This window comes from Rugamonas sp. DEMB1, assembly GCF_029834475.1.
Taxonomy (GTDB): Bacteria; Pseudomonadota; Gammaproteobacteria; order Burkholderiales; family Burkholderiaceae_D; genus Rugamonas; species Rugamonas rubra.
On record NZ_CP122407.1, the window covers coordinates 1,601,672 to 1,619,213 of the forward strand.

The 17,542-nt window shown below is 69.7% G+C and carries 10 protein-coding genes and 1 pseudogene; 10 read left to right on the plus strand and 1 reads right to left on the minus strand.

Annotation, left to right across the window (positions count from 1 at the left end):
- Window positions 1-94: 94 nt before the first annotated feature.
- The 9 genes and pseudogenes from QC826_RS07325 (at window position 95) to pbpC (ending at window position 16,001) form a co-directional block, all read left to right on the plus strand.
- Window positions 95-697: a toll/interleukin-1 receptor domain-containing protein gene (locus QC826_RS07325; RefSeq protein WP_093388068.1), complete on the plus strand. Its 603-nt coding sequence runs from the start codon at window positions 95-97 to the stop codon at window positions 695-697.
- Window positions 698-706: 9 nt separating this feature from the next.
- Complete coding sequence (locus QC826_RS07330; protein WP_279765014.1) at window positions 707-2,626, plus strand: KGGVGR-motif variant AAA ATPase; 1,920 nt, start codon at window positions 707-709, stop codon at window positions 2,624-2,626.
- A gap of 91 nt (window positions 2,627-2,717) precedes the next feature.
- A pseudogene (gene surE, locus QC826_RS07335) lies at window positions 2,718-3,443 on the plus strand (5'/3'-nucleotidase SurE); the annotation flags it as partial.
- A gap of 7 nt (window positions 3,444-3,450) precedes the next feature.
- Window positions 3,451-4,353 (plus strand): protein-L-isoaspartate(D-aspartate) O-methyltransferase, encoded by a 903-nt coding sequence (locus QC826_RS07340; protein ID WP_279765015.1) that lies wholly within the window; start codon window positions 3,451-3,453, stop codon window positions 4,351-4,353.
- A gap of 49 nt (window positions 4,354-4,402) precedes the next feature.
- Complete coding sequence (locus QC826_RS07345) at window positions 4,403-5,320, plus strand: peptidoglycan DD-metalloendopeptidase family protein (protein WP_279765016.1); 918 nt, start codon at window positions 4,403-4,405, stop codon at window positions 5,318-5,320.
- 5 nt (window positions 5,321-5,325) lie between these two features.
- Window positions 5,326-6,339, plus strand: coding sequence for an RNA polymerase sigma factor RpoS (gene rpoS / locus QC826_RS07350; RefSeq protein WP_093388075.1), 1,014 nt, complete (start codon window positions 5,326-5,328; stop codon window positions 6,337-6,339).
- A gap of 239 nt (window positions 6,340-6,578) precedes the next feature.
- Window positions 6,579-7,919 (plus strand): 23S rRNA (uracil(1939)-C(5))-methyltransferase RlmD, encoded by a 1,341-nt coding sequence (gene rlmD / locus QC826_RS07355; protein WP_279765017.1) that lies wholly within the window; start codon window positions 6,579-6,581, stop codon window positions 7,917-7,919.
- 154 nt (window positions 7,920-8,073) lie between these two features.
- Complete coding sequence (locus QC826_RS07360) at window positions 8,074-13,914, plus strand: alpha-2-macroglobulin family protein (protein ID WP_279765018.1); 5,841 nt, start codon at window positions 8,074-8,076, stop codon at window positions 13,912-13,914.
- The gene (gene pbpC, locus QC826_RS07365) at window positions 13,911-16,001 is read left to right on the plus strand and encodes a penicillin-binding protein 1C (RefSeq protein ID WP_279765019.1); all 2,091 of its coding nucleotides are present in this window, start codon (window positions 13,911-13,913) and stop codon (window positions 15,999-16,001) included. The genes QC826_RS07360 and pbpC overlap by 4 nt, the downstream gene beginning before the upstream one ends.
- 151 nt (window positions 16,002-16,152) lie before the next feature.
- Here the strand turns inward: pbpC and QC826_RS07370 are convergent, their stop codons facing one another.
- Window positions 16,153-16,839, minus strand: coding sequence for a Bax inhibitor-1/YccA family protein (locus QC826_RS07370; RefSeq protein WP_093389464.1), 687 nt, complete (start codon window positions 16,837-16,839; stop codon window positions 16,153-16,155).
- A gap of 255 nt (window positions 16,840-17,094) precedes the next feature.
- Between QC826_RS07370 and ndk the strand changes: the two genes are divergently transcribed.
- Window positions 17,095-17,511, plus strand: a complete 417-nt coding sequence (ndk, locus tag QC826_RS07375) for a nucleoside-diphosphate kinase (protein ID WP_093389465.1) — start codon at window positions 17,095-17,097, stop codon at window positions 17,509-17,511.
- Window positions 17,512-17,542: the final 31 nt, after the last annotated feature.

Below are 17,542 nucleotides of genomic sequence, written 5' to 3' on the forward strand. Positions count from 1 at the left end.
TACGCCTTTGCGCCGGCGCAAAGTGGCGGGGTAGGGGATTGTTAGAGTTGGTTAGTGCGCAGCATCTTGCGTGGAAAAGAAACGGAGGGATGTCATGGCGATCCGCTACGGCTGTTTCTTTAGTTACGCGCATGGCCGGCATGCGTTCATGAGCAAGTTCAAGAACGATCTGGTCGACGCCCTGAAGTGCTATCTGGAACCCCATTTCGATTCCGAGAGGGAGTTGTTTGTCGACAGCGAGCAACTCGGCGGCGGCGACGACCTCGACAGCCGCATCGCCACCGCCCTGTGCGAGAGCGTCTGCATGATCGTCATCTACACGCCGAAGTACGAGGCGCACCCCTACACCCGGCGCGAATTTGCCGCCATGCAATTGATCGAGGACGAGCGCAAACAGTGGTACGCGCTGCCCAGCCACCTGATCATTCCCGTCATCATGACGCGCCACCCGCTCAGCCTGCCGCCGCAGATCACCGGCGGCATGTATGTGGATTTCTCGCGCTACACCCTGGCCACCGGCGACCTGAAGACCAATCCCGACTACCTGCCCGACATAGAGCGCATCGTGCAGCGCATCGCCGCCCACTACCATTGTCTGAAACGCTACATGCCGCCCGGGCATGATTGCAGCCGTTTCGTGCTGCCCGACATTCCGCCGGAATGGCGCGCCATTCCTCCCCCCCACTTCCCACGCTAAAGGTTCGCCATGGAACTCACCCGCCTGTCCCTGCCGCCGCTGACCGCGCCCGGCGAAGTCGTCACCTTCTATTCCTACAAGGGGGGCACGGGCCGCACCATGGCCCTGTCCAACATCGCCGTGCTGCTGGCCAAGCGGCAGAACGCGACGGTGCCGACCCTGATGATAGATTGGGACCTGGAGGCGCCGGGCCTGCACCACTACTTCCCGCAGCACGAGGAAGGCCCCGGCGTGTTGGAGTTCTTCGAGGCCTGCGGCGAGCAGTTGCAGCGCCGCCGTGGCCGCGGCGGCCAGGACGACGCCGAGCTGGCGCGCCAGGTGTTGGCCGCCATCGACTGGGAGCAGTACGTCTGCCGGGTCGACCAGAGCAGCCCGCTGTACCTGATGCGCGCCGGCCGCTTCGACGCCAGCTACGGCGAGCGGCTCGCCGCGATCCACTGGGACACGCTGTTCGACGCCTGCCCGGCGCTGTTCCGTTGCTTCGCCGACAACCTGGCGCGCCACTTCCGCTACGTGCTGGTCGACTCGCGCACCGGCCGCAGCGACAGCGCCGGCATCTGCACCACCTTGCTGCCGCGCAAGCTGGTGGTGGTCTTCACGCCCAACCGGCAAAGCCTGGAGGGCGTGCAGGCGCTGGTGGCGCGCGCCGCCGCCTACCGCCGCAGCCACGAGGACGAGCAGCGCCAGCTGCTGGTCTACCCCTTGCCCTCGCGCATAGAGATGGGCGACAGCGAGCAGCGCGCCCAGTGGCGCCGGGGCGACGCGGCGCGCGGCATCGCCGGCTACCAGCCGATCTTCGAGGAGCTGCTGCGCGACTGCTACGGCCTGCAGCACGCCCTGATGGACAGCTATTTCGACGAGGTGCAGCTGCAGCAGACCAAGACCTTCGCCTACGGCGAGCAGCTGGCCGTGCGCATCGACCAGGGCGGCGACCGCTTCTCGCTGACGCGCACCTTCGAGGCCTTCCTCGAATGGCTGGCCGGCGGCTACTTCCCCTGGCAGTCGAGCCGCGAGATCCACCTGCTGGCCTCCATCGGCGAGGCGCGCCAGGCGCTCGAGGACGGCAGCCCGCGGGCCCAGTCGCTGCCGCTGGCGCGCGACCTGAACCGGCTGGGCGAGCTGTACCGCCGCGAGGGCAAGGCCGGCCAGGCCGCCCATTGCTTCGAGGAAAGTATGAGCCTGCGCCAGCGCGTGCTCGGCGAGGACCATGTCGACACCCTGCTCAGCAAGAGCAACCTGGCCGGCCTGCTGCGCCAGCAGGGCCGGCTCGACGAGGCCGAGTTCCTCGAGCAGTGCGTGGTCGAGGCGCGCGCCCGCCAGCTCGGCGCCGAGCACCTCGACACGCTGGCGGCGCGCGCCAGCCTGGCCGCCACGCTGGCCTTGCGGGGCGACAGCGGCGCCGCGCTGGCGATCCAGGACGCGGTGCTCGAGGCCTACCTGCGCCTGCTCGGCGGCGAGCACCTGCTGACGCTCGAATGCAAGGCGGCGCGCGCCGAGCTGCTGGCCCTGCGCGGCGAGCTCGAGGCGGCGCGCGACGCCCAGCAGCAGGTGGTGGCGGCGCGCAAGCGCCTGCTCGGCGCCGAGCACCCGGACACGCTGCGCGGCAAGTCGGCGCTGGCGCGCACCTTGGCCCAGCTGCGCCAGTTCGAGGCGGCGCGCGGCCTGTTCAGCACCGTCGTCGAGGCGCGCACCCAGCGCCTGGGCGCGGCCCATCCGGAGACGCGGGCGGCGCGCCAGCAGCTCGACGAGGTGTTGCGCCAGCTGGGCGAGGCGGCCAGCGTGCGCGAGCTGTGCCAGCAGTTGGAATGCCCCGACTACAGCGCGCTGGCGCAGCTGGGCGAGCTCGACGAGGTGGCCGGCCTGGTCGCCGAGCGGCCCGAGCCGCTCGAGCTGGGCGGCGCGGCGCCGGCGCCGGGGCGGCGCCGCTGATGTGGCGGCATTTTCCCGTCGGCAATAAATTTATCTGCCGGCGGGGCCGCCGGTTCGCGCTTCCGGCCATCGCTTCGGTTAAAATCGGCGTATGAGAATCCTAATCAGTAACGACGACGGCTACCTCGCCCCCGGCATCAACGCCCTGGCCGAGGCGCTCGCCGCCGTGGCCGACATCGTCGTGGTGGCGCCCGACAGCAACCGCTCCGGCGCCTCCAACTCGCTGTCGCTGGACCGGCCCTTGTCGGTGCAGCGGGCGGCCAACGGTTTCTACTTCGTCAACGGCACGCCGACCGACTGCGTCCACGTCGCGCTCACCGGCATGCTAGCCTACCGGCCCGACCTGGTGGTGTCGGGCATCAACAACGGTCCCAACATGGGCGACGACACGCTGTACTCGGGCACCGTGGCCGCCGCCACCGAGGGTTATCTGTTCGGCATCCCGGCGATCGCCTTCTCGCAGGGCTCGCACGGCTGGGAGCACATCGAGGACGCCGCCCGCCTGGCGCGCGACATCGTGCTGCGCCGCTTCGACACGCTGGCGCGCCCCTACCTGCTCAACGTCAACATCCCGAACCTGCCCTACGAACGCTTCGGCCCGGTGGTGGCCACCCGGCTCGGCCGGCGCCACCAGGCCGAGCCGGTGATCCGCGCGCTCGACCCGCGCGGCAAGGAGATCTTCTGGATCGGCCCGCCCGGCGCCACCAAGGACGCCGGCGCCGGCACCGACTTCCACGCCGTCGCCCAGGGCCAGGTCTCGATCACCCCGCTGCAGATCGACCTGACCCACAGCACCCAACTCGACGCGCTGGCAAGGGCCTGGCATGAACGGCAAACCGCGCAGCTTCCCGCTGCCGCTGTCCTCGGTGGTCGACAAGGCCAAGAAAACGGCGCTGTTCGCGCCGGTCGCCACGCCGCAGACGGCGACCCAGAACGCCGCCCTGAGCGCGGCCCAGCAGGCCGCCCGGCCGGGCGCGGCGCAGGCCGGCCCGGCCGCCCGCGCCGGCGCCGGCGGCGCCTCGCCGTCGAAGTCGCACGGCTACGCCATGGAGCGGGCCCAGCCGGCCCCCGCCGCCGCGCCACGGCAGAACCCGCTGGTGTCCGAGGCGGTGCGCCGCGCCATGGTGGCGCGCGTCGCCAAGCAGGGCGTCAAGGACCAGCAGGTGCTGGCCGCGCTGGAGACGGTGCCGCGCCATCTGTTCATGGAGGAGGCGCTGGCCTCGCAGGCCTATATCGACGCCTCGCTGCCGATCGGCCACCACCAGACCATTTCCCAACCCTACATCGTGGCGCGCATGATCGAGGTGATGCGCAACGGCGGCACGCTGCGCCGCGTGCTCGAGATCGGCACCGGCTGCGGCTACCAGGCGGCGGTGTTGTCGCGCGTCGCGCAGGAGGTGTATTCGATCGAGCGCATCAAGCCGCTGCACGAGTTGGCCAAGAGCAACCTGCGGCCGCTGCGCGTGGCGAACCTGCGCTTGCACTACGGAGATGGTATGCTTGGCCTGCCGCAGGCGGCGCCCTTCGACGGCATCATCCTGGCCGCCGCCGGCCTGGAGGTGCCGCGCGCCCTGCTCGAGCAGCTGACCATCGGCGGCCGCCTGGTGGCGCCGGTGGGCGCGCGCGCGCAACATTTGGAATTGATCACCCGCACCGGCAAGGCCGAGTGGGTCAGCGAAACCCTGGAAGACTGCCACTTCGTCCCGCTGCGGCCGGGCACGGCCTGAGCCGGCCCGGCCCGGCCGCGGGCGACCAGATAGACCTATTAAGATGAGAATGACTAATAAAAGTTCCCTGCTTGTTCTGAGCATCTCGCTGGCGCTGTTGAGCGCCTGCAGCACCACCCCCAACCAGGCGCCGGTGGTCGAGCGCAACGCGCCCCTGCCCAAGCCGTCGACGCCGAGCGAGGACGCGCAGCGCGGCCGCGACGAGCGCGGCCTGTACACCGTCAAGAAGGGCGACACCTTGCTGCGCATCGCCCTCGAGCACGGCCAGAACTACCGCGACCTGGTGAGCTGGAACAACCTGGCCAACCCGGACGCGATCAAGGTCGACCAGGTGCTGCGCGTGCTGCCGCCGGACGCCGGCGCGGCCGGCGTGCAGACCTCGGCCATCGTCATGCCGCCGGCCGAGAGCAAGCCGGCGCCGGCCGCGCCGGTGCCGCGCAAGAGCGGGCCGAAGGCCGACAAGCGGGCCTATACCGACGCCGCGCTGGCCGAGCTGCAACGCCCCGAGGGCGACAACGGCAAGCCGGCCACGGCCGCCGCGCCGGCCCCGGCCGTGGCGGCGCCGAGCGCGCCGGCCGCCGCCGCGCCGGCCGACGACGAGAAGCTGAGCTGGATGTGGCCGTCCGAGGGGCGCGTCGTCGCCACCTTCGACGAGGGCAAGAACAAGGGTGTCGACATCGCCGGCAAGGCCGGGCAACAAGTCGTGGCTGCCGGCGCCGGAAAAGTCATGTACGCCGGCAGCGGCATTCGCGGATATGGTAATCTCGTTATCGTGAAGCACAGTAACAGCTTGTTGTCGGCCTACGCGCACAACCGCAGCATCGTTGTGAAGGAGGGGCAGAGCGTCAACAAGGGACAGATGATCGCCGAAATGGGCGATTCGGACGCCGACGGCGTCAAGCTGCACTTCGAAATCCGGCAGCAGGGCAAGCCGGTGGACCCGTCGAAATTCCTGCCTAACCGTTAGCGACCATGACACATATGCCGCCCGACCAGATGGATGACGATTCGGCACCGGAGGAGTTCCCGGACGAATCGAGCGATGACCTAGCCGTCGACGCCATCGAAGCGGGCGAGGGCGAGGCGCCGGTCGAGGTCGGCGCCGTGCTGGAGAGTGTCGACGAGTTGAAGAAGGTGCTGGCGGCCGAGCTGTCGACCGACACCACCCAGCATTACCTGAACCAGATCGGCACGCGCCCGCTGCTGACGGCGCCGCAGGAGGTCCACTTCGCCACCCTGGCCAAGCAGGGAGACTTCAAGGCGCGCCAGACCATGATCGAGCACAACCTGCGGCTGGTGGTGTCGATCGCCAAGCACTACATCAACCGTGGCGTGGTGCTGCTCGACATGATCGAGGAGGGCAACATCGGCCTGATGCGCGCCATCGACAAGTTCGAGCCCGAGCGCGGCTTCCGTTTTTCCACCTACGCGACCTGGTGGATCCGCCAGAGCATCGAGCGGGCCATCATGAACCAGGCCCGCACGGTGCGCCTGCCGGTGCACATGGTGCGCGAGCTGAACCAGATCCTGCGCGGCAAATACCACCTCGAGGCGCTGCACCACAACGGCAAGGACGCCACCGCCGAGGACATCGCCGAGCTGGTCGGCCGCCCGGTCGAGGAGGTGCAGGACATCCTCGCCCTGTCCGAGCACGCCACCTCGCTCGACGCCCCGCTCGACAACGACCCGCAGTCCTCGCTGATGGACATGCTGCCCGGCGACGCCGAGGACAGCCCGGACGCCCGCGCCGAGCACCGCGAGATGACGGTGCTGGTGCGCGACTGGCTGACCAAGCTGCCCGACAAGCAGCGCATCGTCATCATGCGCCGCTTCGGCCTGGACAACGACGACCCGGCCACCCTGGAAACCCTGGCCGAGGAGATGGGCGTGACGCGCGAGCGGGTGCGCCAGATCCAGCAGGAGGCGCTGGTCAAGCTGAAGCGCGCCATGGCGGCGCGCGGCGTGGTGCGCGACTCCCTACTGTAAGCGACGCCTGCGCTTTCAGCCAATCCAAGCGGCGCAAACCTAGGGTCAGACCCTAGGGTCTGACCCTGGCTCTGCGCCTGTGGGTGGTTTGGGAGTCGCCACATTTCCTTTGCATTGCCAAAATTACAATCAATATCGGCCTTCCGATATCTGATATCATATGCCCCGCTTTGAGCGCCCGAAACGGCCCGGCAGCCCCTGCCGGCGCGCGCGCCCGCCCACCTCCAACACAGAACGCTATGCAAGAAAATATCATCGAGATCAAATCGCTGGACATGGACGCCCGTGGCGTTGGCCATCTGCGCAACGAGGACGGCAGCCAGGGCAAGGTGGTCTTTGTCGAGGGCGCGTTGCCGGGCGAGCGGGTCAGCTTCGTCAGCTTCAAGCGCAAGAAGAACTGGGAAATGGCCAACATGACCGAGCTGCTGCGCGAATCGTCGCTGCGGGTCAAGCCGCCCTGCGTGCACTACGACAACTGCGGCGGCTGCTCGATGCAGCACCTGGAGCCGACCGCCCAGGTCGCCATCAAGCAGCGCGTGCTGGAGGACAACCTGCAGCACATCGGCAAGGTCCGCCCGCAGCACGTGATGCGGCCGATGTACGGCCCGACCTGGGGCTACCGCTTCCGCGCCCGCCTGTCGGTGCGCTTCGTGCCGCGTCGCAACGAGGCGGTGGTCGGCTTCCGCGAGAAGAAGTCGACCTACATCGCCGACATGGACAGCTGCATGATCCTGCCGCCGCACGTCTCGGCCATGCTGCTGCCGCTGCGCGCGCTGGTCACCTCGCTGTCGCTGCGCGAGCAGATCCCGCAGATCGAGGTGGCGGTGGGCGAGGACGTCACCGCCATGGTGCTGCGCAACATGGCGGCGCTCACGGCCGACGACGAGAACAAGCTCAAGGCCTTCGCCGACCAGCACCAGGTGCAATGGTGGTTGCAGAGCAAGGGGCCGGAGAGCGCCGTGCCGTTCTATCCGCTGGACAAGCAGTTGCACTACCTGCTGCCCGAGTTCGGCGTGCGCATGCCGTTCAAGCCGGTCGACTTCACCCAGGTCAACCACCTGATCAACCGCGTGCTGGTGGGCAAGGCCCTGCGCCTGCTCGAGGTGCAGCCGACCGACCGCGTCGCCGACCTGTTCTGCGGCCTGGGCAACTTCACCCTGCCGCTGGCGACCCAGGCGCGCGAGGTGGTCGGCATCGAGGGCCTGACCACGCTGACCGAGCGCGCGCTCGACAACGCCAGCGTCAACGGCCTGTCGGCCAAGACCAGCTTCTCGACGCGCAACCTGTTCGAGATCACCGCCGAGGACTTTGCCGTATTGGGCAAGTTCGACCGCATGCTGATCGACCCGCCGCGCGACGGCGCCATGGCGGTCTGCGAGGCGCTCGCCGAGCTCAAGCTGAGCCACCCGGACATGCTGCCCAAGCGCATCGTCTACGTGTCGTGCAGCCCGTCGACCCTGGCGCGTGACGCCGGCATCCTGTGCAACACGGCCGGCTACGTGCTGAGCAAGGCCGGCGTGGTCAACATGTTCCCGCACACCTCGCACGTCGAGTCGATGGCGGTGTTCGACCTGGCCTGAGACGCCGTGCCTTTTTGGTAAGCTGATTTGTTTTGCAAGCTCCATTGACAGGGCTTGCGCTCTTTGTAACACTGGCTTGGTCCGCTCATCGCCGCCAAGCCAGTGTGCATTCCAGACCTTCCGCGCGGCATGACCACCCCACCACGGAGTTGGAATGTCCCAGTCGCCCCAGGCTCGCACCGCCTTGTTTTCCCGCTTTCCCCATGTACCCCATGTTCCCCTTGTTCGCCGTTTGACGCCGTTGCTGGCCGCGCTGGCGCTGCTGTGCGCGCACGCGCCTGCGGCCCAGGCCCAGGCCAAGCCGCAGCCGCCGGCCGTGCCCGCTCCGGCGGCGCCGGCCAGCGTCGAATCGTTCTCGCCCAGCGGCACCGTCAAGCAGGTGCGCCAGGTGCAGGCGCGCTTCTCGGCGCAGATGGTGGCCTTCGGCGACCTGCGCCTGGACGCGCCGTTCAGCGTCGACTGTCCCGAGCAGGGCAGCGGCCGCTGGATCGACGGGCGCAACTGGAGCTACGACTTCGTGCGCGACCTGCCGGCCGGCGTCTCCTGCAGCTTCACCCTGAAGGCCGGCCTGCGCGACCTGGCCGGCGCCGACCTGGCCGGTAGCCGCAAGTTCAGCTTCAACACCGGCGGCCCGGCCATCGTCGAGTCGCTGCCGCGCGAGGGCGGCGAGGTCGACGAGCAGCAGATCTTTGTGCTCGGCCTGGACGCGCCGGCGCGCGCCGCCGACGTCGAGGCGCAGGCCTACTGCCGCGCCGACGGCATCAACGAGAAGATTCCCGTGCGCCGCCTGGTCGGCGCCGAGCGCGAGCAGATCCTGGCGCAGCGCAAGCAGTTCGTCGACCGTTATCTGAACCTGTACTTCCGCGCCCGTGGCGTGGTCTGGCGCGCCAGCGTCGGCGTGCGCGACAAGCGCCTCGCGCAGATGCCGCTCGAGCTGCTGCAGTGCCGCCGCAGCCTGCCGGCCAAGGCCAAGGTGGCGCTGGTGTGGGGCGCCGGCATCGCCAGCGAGAGCGGCATCGCCAACCAGAAGGACCAGGTGCTGGCCTACCGCACGCGGCCCGACTTCACCGCCACCTTCAGCTGCGACCGGCCCAGCGCCAAGGGCGACTGCATTCCCTTCCTGCCGGCGCGGCTGAATTTTTCCGCGCCGGTGCGGCTGGCCGACGCGCTGGCCGTGCGCCTGGGCGCGCCGGGCGGCAAGAGCTTCCGCGCCAGCGTGGGCGACGACGAGAAGAAGGCCGAATTCGTCAGCGGCGTCAGCATCGTCGGCCCCTTCCCGGAGCAGGCCAAGCTGACGCTGACCCTGCCGGCCAATCTGAAGGACGACGCCGGCCGGCCGCTGCTCAACCACGCCCGCTTCCCGCTGACGGTGCGCACCGGACCGCAGCCGCCGCTGGTCAAGTTCCCGGCCCGCTTCGGCGTCATCGAGGCGCGCGGCGACCGCCTGCTGCCGGTCACCGTGCGCAATGTGGAGGCCGGCCTGCCGACCCAGCTGGCCAAGGTGTCCGGCAGCGCCGTCGGCGGCGCCATGCTGCGCGTGGCCGACCAGCAGGACCAGCAGATCATCGACTGGCTCAAGCGCCTGACCGGGCGCACCGGCGGCGGTTGGCAGCCGGGCGAGTTGTACGGCCAAGACCTGTACCAGCCCATGCTGGCCGGCCACAAGGACGGCGCCGTCGAGCGCTTCACGCTGCCCAAGCCGGGCGGCAAGCGCGCCTTCGAGGTGATCGGCATCCCGCTGCGCAAGCCGGGCTTCTACGTGGTCGAACTGGCCAGCCCGCTGTTGGGCGGCGCGCTGAGCGGCAAGCCGCGCACCGCCTACGTCAACGCGGCGGCGCTGGTGACCAACCTGGTGGCCCACTTCAAGCACGGCGCCGAGTCCTCGCTGGTCTGGGTCACCTCGCTCGACAAGGGCCGGCCGGTGGCCGGCGCCAAGGTGGCCGTGCGCGACTGCGCCGGCAAGCCGCTGTGGCAGGGCAGCACCGACGCCAACGGCGTGGCCAACATCCGCCAGGAGCTGGCCCGCTTCTCCTGCGGCTACAACGACAGCTACTTCATCAGCGCCCGCAGCGGCGCCGACATGACCTTCACGCTGTCGGACTGGAACCGGGGCATCGAGGCCTGGCGCTTCAACCTGCCGACCGACGACGTCCGCGCCGACAACACCATCGCCGCCACCGTGTTCGACCGCACCTTGCTGCGCGCCGGCGAGACGGTGCACATGAAGCACTTCCTGCGCCGCCACGTCGCCGCCGGCCTCGCGCTGGCCGGCGCCGGCAAGGCGCCGGACAAGATGTTCATCCTGCACGAGGGCAGCGAGCAGCGCTACGAGCTGCCGCTCAGCTGGCGCCACGGCGCCGCCGACAACAGCTGGCCGATTCCGGCCGAGGCCAAGCAGGGCTGGTACAGCGTGCTGCTGGACGGCCGCATGGCCGGGCGCTTCCGCGTCGAGCAGTTCCGCGTGCCGACCATGAAGGCGCTGCTGCAGGGGCCGAAAACGCCGGCCGTGCTGGCCGCCAAGCTGGACCTGGACGTGCAGCTCAGCTACCTGTCCGGCGGCGCGGCGGCCGGCGCGCCGGTCAAGCTGCGCACGGTGATCGAACCCCACGCCGCCAGCTTCCCCGACTACGACGGCTTTAGCTTCGGCGCCGGCGACGTCAAGGCCGGCGTGGAGAAGAGCGGCGCCGTGTTCGACGACGACGAGGGCATGTTCGAGGAGGAGGGCGAGCGCTCCGCCAACGGCAACGACGCCGGCACCGACGCCGACGCCGACGCCGACGCGCCGAAGAGCGGCGCCGTGCGCACGCGCAGCCTGACCTTGGACGGCGCCGGCGGCGCCCGCGTCAGCATCGACCAGCTGCCGCAGGCGGCCACGCCGCGCAATCTGCTGGCCGAGCTGAGCTACCAGGACGCCAACGGCGAAACGCTGTCGGTGGCCACCCGTATTCCCTTGTGGCCGTCGAGCTACCAGATCGGCATCGCGCCGGACGGCTGGGTGCTGAGCAAGGACGCGCTGAAGTTCCAGGTGGTGGTGCTCGACCTGCAGGGCCGGCCGGTGGCCGACGCGCCGGTCAGCGTCGACCTGTTCCAGCGCATGAACTACTCGCACCGCCGCCGCCTGATCGGCGGCTTCTACGCCTACGAGAACAGCAGCGAGGTCAAGGCGCTGGGCGCCGCCTGCGAGGGCCGCACCGACAAGCGCGGCCTGCTGCTGTGCCAGACCAAGGCGGCCGCCTCGGGCAACCTGATCCTGCGCGCCCGCACCGAGGATGTCGCGCACCACGCCGCCACCACCCATATCGACACCTGGGTGGCCGACGGCGACGACTGGTGGTTCAAGGCCAGCGACAACGACCGCATCGACCTGCTGCCGGAGAAGAAGCGCTACGAGCCGGGCCAGCAGGCCAGCTTCCAGGTGCGCATGCCGTTCCGCCAGGCCACCGCGCTGGTGACGGTCGAGCGCGAGGGCGTCATCGACAGCTATGTGCGTGCGCTGTCGGGCAAGGCGCCCACCTTCAGCATTCCGATCAAGGCGCAGTACGCGCCCAACGTCTACGTCTCGGCGCTGGTGGTGCGCGGCCGCGTCGCCGGCGCGGCGCCAACCGCGCTGGTCGACCTGGGCAAGCCGGCCTACAAGCTGGGCATCACGCCGCTGCGCGTGGGCTGGGCCGGCAACGAGTTGAAGGTGCAGGTCAGCGCCGACAAGGCCGTCTACAAGGTGCGCGAGAAGGCCAACGTGGCCGTGCGCGTGACGCGCGCCGACGGTTCGCCGGTGCCGGCCGGCGCCGAGGTGGCGCTGGCGGCGGTCGACGTCGGCCTGCTCGAGCTGATGCCCAACGCCAGCTGGGAGCTGCTGGAGGCGATGATGCAGCAGCGCAGCCTGCAGGTGCAGACCGCCACCGCGCAAATGCAGGTGGTGGGCAAGCGCCACTTCGGCCGCAAGGCGGTGGCGCCGGGCGGCGGCGGCGGCAAGGGCGGCGGCCGCGAACTGTTCGACACGCTGCTGTTCTGGCAGGCCCGCGTCGCGCTCGACGGCAAGGGCGAGGCCACCGTGCAGGTGCCGCTCAACGATTCGCTGACGGCCTTCCGCATCGTCGCCATCGCCAGCGCCAACGCCGACCTGTTCGGCACCGGCAAGACCGAGGTGCGCAGCTCGCAGGACTTGATGCTGCTGTCCGGCCTGCCGGCGCTGGTGCGCGAGGGCGACCGCTTCCAGGCCGGCTTCACGCTGCGTAACACCAGCGACGCCGAGATGCAGGTCGAGCTGGCCGCCAGCGCTGCCGGCAAGGCGCTGCCGGCGCAGAAGCTGACGCTGGCCGCCGGCCAGGCGCGCGAGGTGGGTTGGGACTACCAGGTGCCGCTCGGCCTGGACAAGCTGGCCTGGGACGTCAGCGCCAAGGTGGTCGGCGCCGACAGCGCCGGCGACCGCCTGCGCGTCAAGCAGACGGTCAAGCCGGCGGTGCCGGTGCAGACGATACAGGCCACGTTGTTGCAGCTCGACGGCCCGCAGTCCATGCAGGTGCGCATGCCGGCCGACGCCCAGCCGGGCCGTGGCGGCCTGCGCACCTTGTTCAGCGCGCGGCTGGGCAGCGACCTGCCCGGCGTGCGCGAGTACATGACCATGTATCCCTACACCTGCTTCGAGCAGAACACCTCGCGCGCCATCGCCCTGCGCGACGCCGCCATGTGGGAGCGCCAGGCCGCCAGCCTGCCGGCGCACATGGACAGCGACGGCCTGGTCAAATATTTTTCGCTGATGGAGCGGGGCAGCGACAGCCTGACCGCCTACGTGCTGTCGGCGGTGCAGGAGGCCGGCTATCCGATCCCGCCGGAGCTCAAGGGCCGCATGGAGGAGGCGCTGCTCGGTTTCGTCCACGGCCGCGTGCTGCGCAACTCGGCGCTGGCCACGGCCGACCTGGCGGTGCGCAAGCTGGCCGCGCTGGAGGCGCTGTCGCGCTCCGGCCGGGTCGGCGACGCCGAGCTGGAGTCGTTCTCGCTGGAGCCGAACCTGTGGCCGACGTCGGCGGTGATCGACTGGTATCTGATCCTGCAGCGCAGCCCCAAGCTGGCGCAGCGCGATACGCGCATGGCGCAGGCGCAGCAGATCCTGCGCGCCCGCCTGAACCTGCAGGGCACCACCATGACCTTCTCCACCGAGCGCAGCGACAACTGGTGGTGGTTGATGTCCTCGGCCGACGCCAACGCCAACCGCCTGCTGCTGGCCATGGCCGACAACCCGGCCTGGCGCGCCGACATGGGCCGGCTGGCGCGCGGCAGCCTGGGGCGCCAGCGGCGCGGCCACTGGGACACCACCGTCGCCAACGCCTGGGGCGTGCTGGCGCTGGACGCCTTCTCGCGCAAGTTCGAGGCGACGCCCGTCACCGGCGCGGCCAGCGCCAGCGTCGGCGGCGTGTCCGCCAGCGCGACCTTGGACGCGGCGCATCCCACCGCCAGCGTCATGCTGCCTTGGCCGCGCGGCGCGGCCGACCTGGCCTTCAAGCACGGCGGCGCCGGCAAGCCCTGGGTGACGGTGCAAAGCCTGGCGGCGATCCCGCTGAAGGCGGCGCTGAACACCGGCTACCGCATCAGCAAGACCATCACCCCGGTCGAGCAGAAGACGCCGGGCGTCTGGTCGCGCGGCGACGTCTACCGCGTCCACCTGGACCTGGAGGCGCAGTCGGACATGACCTGGGTGGTGGTCGACGACCCCATCCCGGCCAGCGCCAGCGTGCTCGGCACCGGCCTGGGCCGCGATTCGTCCATCGCCACCAGCGGCGAGCGGCAGCGCGGCTGGGTCTGGCCGGCCTTCCAGGAACGCAGCTTCGAGGCCTTCCGCAGCTACTACGAGTTCGTGCCGAAGGGGAAGTGGAGCGTCGAATACACGGTGCGGCTGAACAACGCCGGCCAGTTCAACCTGCCGCCTACCCGCGTCGAGGCGATGTACAGCCCCGAGATGTTCGGCCTGCTGCCCAACGCGGCGTTGGGCGTCAAATGAGTCTGCGGGTGACAGCCGCTCTGGTGCCGGCGCTGCTGGCGCTGGCCGCCGGCCATGCCGGCGGCGCCGTGCCCACGCCGCAGCAGGTGAGGGCGGACTACCGCGCCTCCGACGCCGAGCTGCTCGACCGCCACGGCGAACCGCTGCAATCGCTGCGCATCGACCTGGCGGCGCGCCGCCTGCGCTGGGTGGCGCTGGCCGACATCTCGCCGGCGCTGCCGCTGGCCGTGCTGCAGGCCGAGGACCAGCGCTTCATGCAGCACGACGGCGTCGACCTGAAGGCGATGGGCCAGGCCGCCTGGGACAACCTGTTCCGCAGCCGGCCGCGCGGCGCCTCCACCCTGACGATGCAACTGGCGGCCCAGCTCGACCCGGCCCTGCGCGGCGGCGCGGCCGGCCGCGGCTGGGGCCAGAAGTGGGACCAGATCCAGGCCGCCCGCGAGCTCGACGCCGCCTGGAGCAAGGCCGAGATCCTCGAAGCCTATTTGAACCTGGTGTCCTTCCGTGGCGAGCTGCAAGGCGTCGGCGCGGCCGCGCGCGGCCTGTTCGGCAAGGCGCCGTCCGGCCTGGACGTGGCCGAGTCGGCGATCCTGGCCAGCCTGCTGCGCGCGCCCGGCGCCGCGCCCAAGCTGGTGGCCAAGCGCGCCTGCGCGCTGGCGCGCGAGCTGAAGCCCGGCGCCAACTGCGGCGCCATCGAAAACACCACCGTCGTCGCGCTGAGCCGGCCGCTCGGCTACACGGCGCCGCCGGCGGCCCCGCAAGTGGCGCGCCAGCTGCTGCGCGGCGCTGGCCCGGCCACCCGCAGCACGCTCGACGGCGCCTTGCAGCGCTACGCCCTCGACACCCTGCGCCGCCACCTGATGGCGCTGCGCGCCCGCAACGTCAACGACGGCGCCGTGGTGGTGCTCGACAACGCCAGCGGCGACATCCTGGCCTGGGTCGGCAACGCCGGCGGCAGCGAGGTCGACGGCGTGCTGGCGCTGCGCCAGGCCGGCTCGACGCTCAAACCCTTCCTCTACGAGCTGGCCATCGAACGCGGCCAGCTGACCGCCGCCTCGCTGCTCGACGACAGCGCGCTCGACGTCAGCACCGACGGCGGCCTCTACGTGCCGCAAAACTACGACCGCCAGTTCAAGGGCTACGTCAGCGTGCGCACCAGCCTGGCCAGCTCGCTCAACGTGCCGGCCGTGCGCACCCTGCAAATGGCCGGCCTGGACCGCTTCCACGAGCGCCTGCGCGCGCTCGGCCTGGACAGCCTGGGCGAGCCGGCCGACTACTACGGCTACTCGCTGGCGCTCGGCTCGGCCGAGGTCAGCCTGCTCGAACTGGGCAACGCCTACCGCACCCTGGCCAACGGCGGCCTGTGGAGCGCCACCGGCCTGCTGCCGCGCGCCGCCGCGCCGCGCCGCCGCGTGCTCGACGCGCGCGCCAGCTTCATCGTCGGCGACATCCTGTCCGACCGCGCCGCGCGCAGCCTGACCTTCGGCCTGAGCAACGAGCTGGCCACCGGCTTCTGGAGCGCCGTCAAGACCGGCACCAGCAAGGACATGCGCGACAACTGGTGCGTCGGCTACACCGACCGCTACACCGTCGGCGTCTGGGTCGGCAATTTCGACGGCCAGTCGATGTGGGACGTGTCCGGCGTGACCGGCGCCGCGCCGGTCTGGCGCGACGTGGTCGACTACCTGCACCGCCAGCGCCCCGGCAAGGCGCCGCCGGCGCCGCCCGGCGTGCTGCGCCAGGCGCTGAGCTACCTGCCGGCGTTCGAGCCGGCCCGCGTCGAATGGTTCCTCAAGGGCAGCGAGAGCGCCGTCGTCGAGCTGGCCGGGCAGGGCGGCCGGGCGCCGCGCATCAGCTATCCGGCGCCGGCCAGCATCATCGCCATCGACCCGGACATCCCGCCGGCCAGCCAGCGCGTGCTGTTCCAGGCGCAGGCGGCGGCCGGCCTGCGCTGGCGCCTGGACGGCGCCGACCTCGGCCCGGCCAACGCCGACCACGCCTGGCAGCCGGTGGCCGGCCCGCACCAGCTGGCGCTGGTCGACGCCGACCAGCAGGTGGTCGACACCATGCGTTTCGAGGTGCGCTAACCCCTTCAGGCTAAGCGACTGGCGCGCGGCACCACTTGGGGGTCGGACCCCGTCGGGGTCCGACCCCCGCCTCGCCCCGGGGTTGCCGGTGCCTGGCAGGGGCGTAAAAAAGCCGGCGCGAGGCCGGCTTGGTGTGCCGCGTGGAAACCGCCTAGTCGCGGCTGCCGCCGCCGAAGCCCAGCAACGACAACAGGCTGGTGAAGATGTTGTAGACGTCGAGGTACAGGCTCAGCGTGGCGCGCACATAGTTGGTCTCGCCGCCGTTGACGATCTGCTGCACGTCGTACAGGATGTAGGCCGAGAAGATGGCGATGGCGATCACCGAGATGGTGATCGACAGCGCCGACATGCCCAGGAAGATGTTGGCGACCGAGGCCAGCAACAGCACGATGACGCCGGCGAACAACCACTTGCCCATCGCCGAGAAGTCGCGCTTGGACACGGTGGCCACGCTGGCCAGCACGGCGAACACGGTGGCCGTGCCGCCGAAGGCGGTCATGATCAGGAAGCCGCCGTTGGCGTAGCCGAGCGTGCGCGTCAGCAGCGGCGTCAGCATCAGGCCCATGAAGAAGGTGAAGCCGAGCAGCAGGGCGACGCCCAGGCCGCTGTCCTTGTTCTTCTCGATGGCCCAGATGAAGCCGAAGGCGACGCCGAGGAACAGCAGCGCGCCCATGCCGCCGCCCAGCATCGGCACGTGGAAGGCGACGCCGATCACGGCGCCCAGCACGGTCGGGATCATCGACAGGGCCAGCAGCCAATAGGTGTTGCGCAGCACATTGTGGCGCACCGCCGCCTGGCGGTTGCCGCTCAGGTCATAGGTATTTTGTAAGTTCATCATGCCTCCAATTCGTTGGTTCGGGGTACAGCTTGATAAAAGCATAGCACGTCGGGGAAAAAGCGTGCAGAATCGGCGTCAAATTGCCCGCCGCCAAGGGTTTCCTACAGGTAGAATCGGCCCGGCGGCGGCGCAAACGGCGGGCGCGCCGCCCTTGTCTAGTCCAATATCGGATAGATGGGGTGTTCTATGGTAAAATCAAAGGTTGATTGAGCTATCAATTTTGTTTTAAACCTTTCTTTTTATTGGAGTTTTTAAATGGCTATCGAACGCACCCTGTCGATCATCAAACCTGACGCAGTTGCAAAAAACGTCATCGGTCAAATCTACAGCCGTTTTGAAGGCGCTGGCCTGAAAATCGTTGCAGCCCGCATGACCCAGCTGTCGCGCGAAGAGGCCGAAGGCTTCTACGCCGCCCACAAAGAGCGCGGTTTCTTCAAGGATCTGGTTGACTTCATGGTCTCCGGTCCTGTCATGATCCAAGCCCTGGAAGGCGAAAACGCCGTTCTGGCCCACCGCGACCTGATGGGCGCGACCGATCCGAAGAAGGCAGAAAAAGGCACCATCCGCGCCGATTTCGCCGAATCGATCGACGCCAACGCCGTGCACGGTTCCGACGCTGTCGACGCCGCCAAAGTTGAAATCGCCTACTTCTTCCCAGAAGCCAAAGCGTAATTATTGACGGCCCCCGGGCCGTGGCAGTACC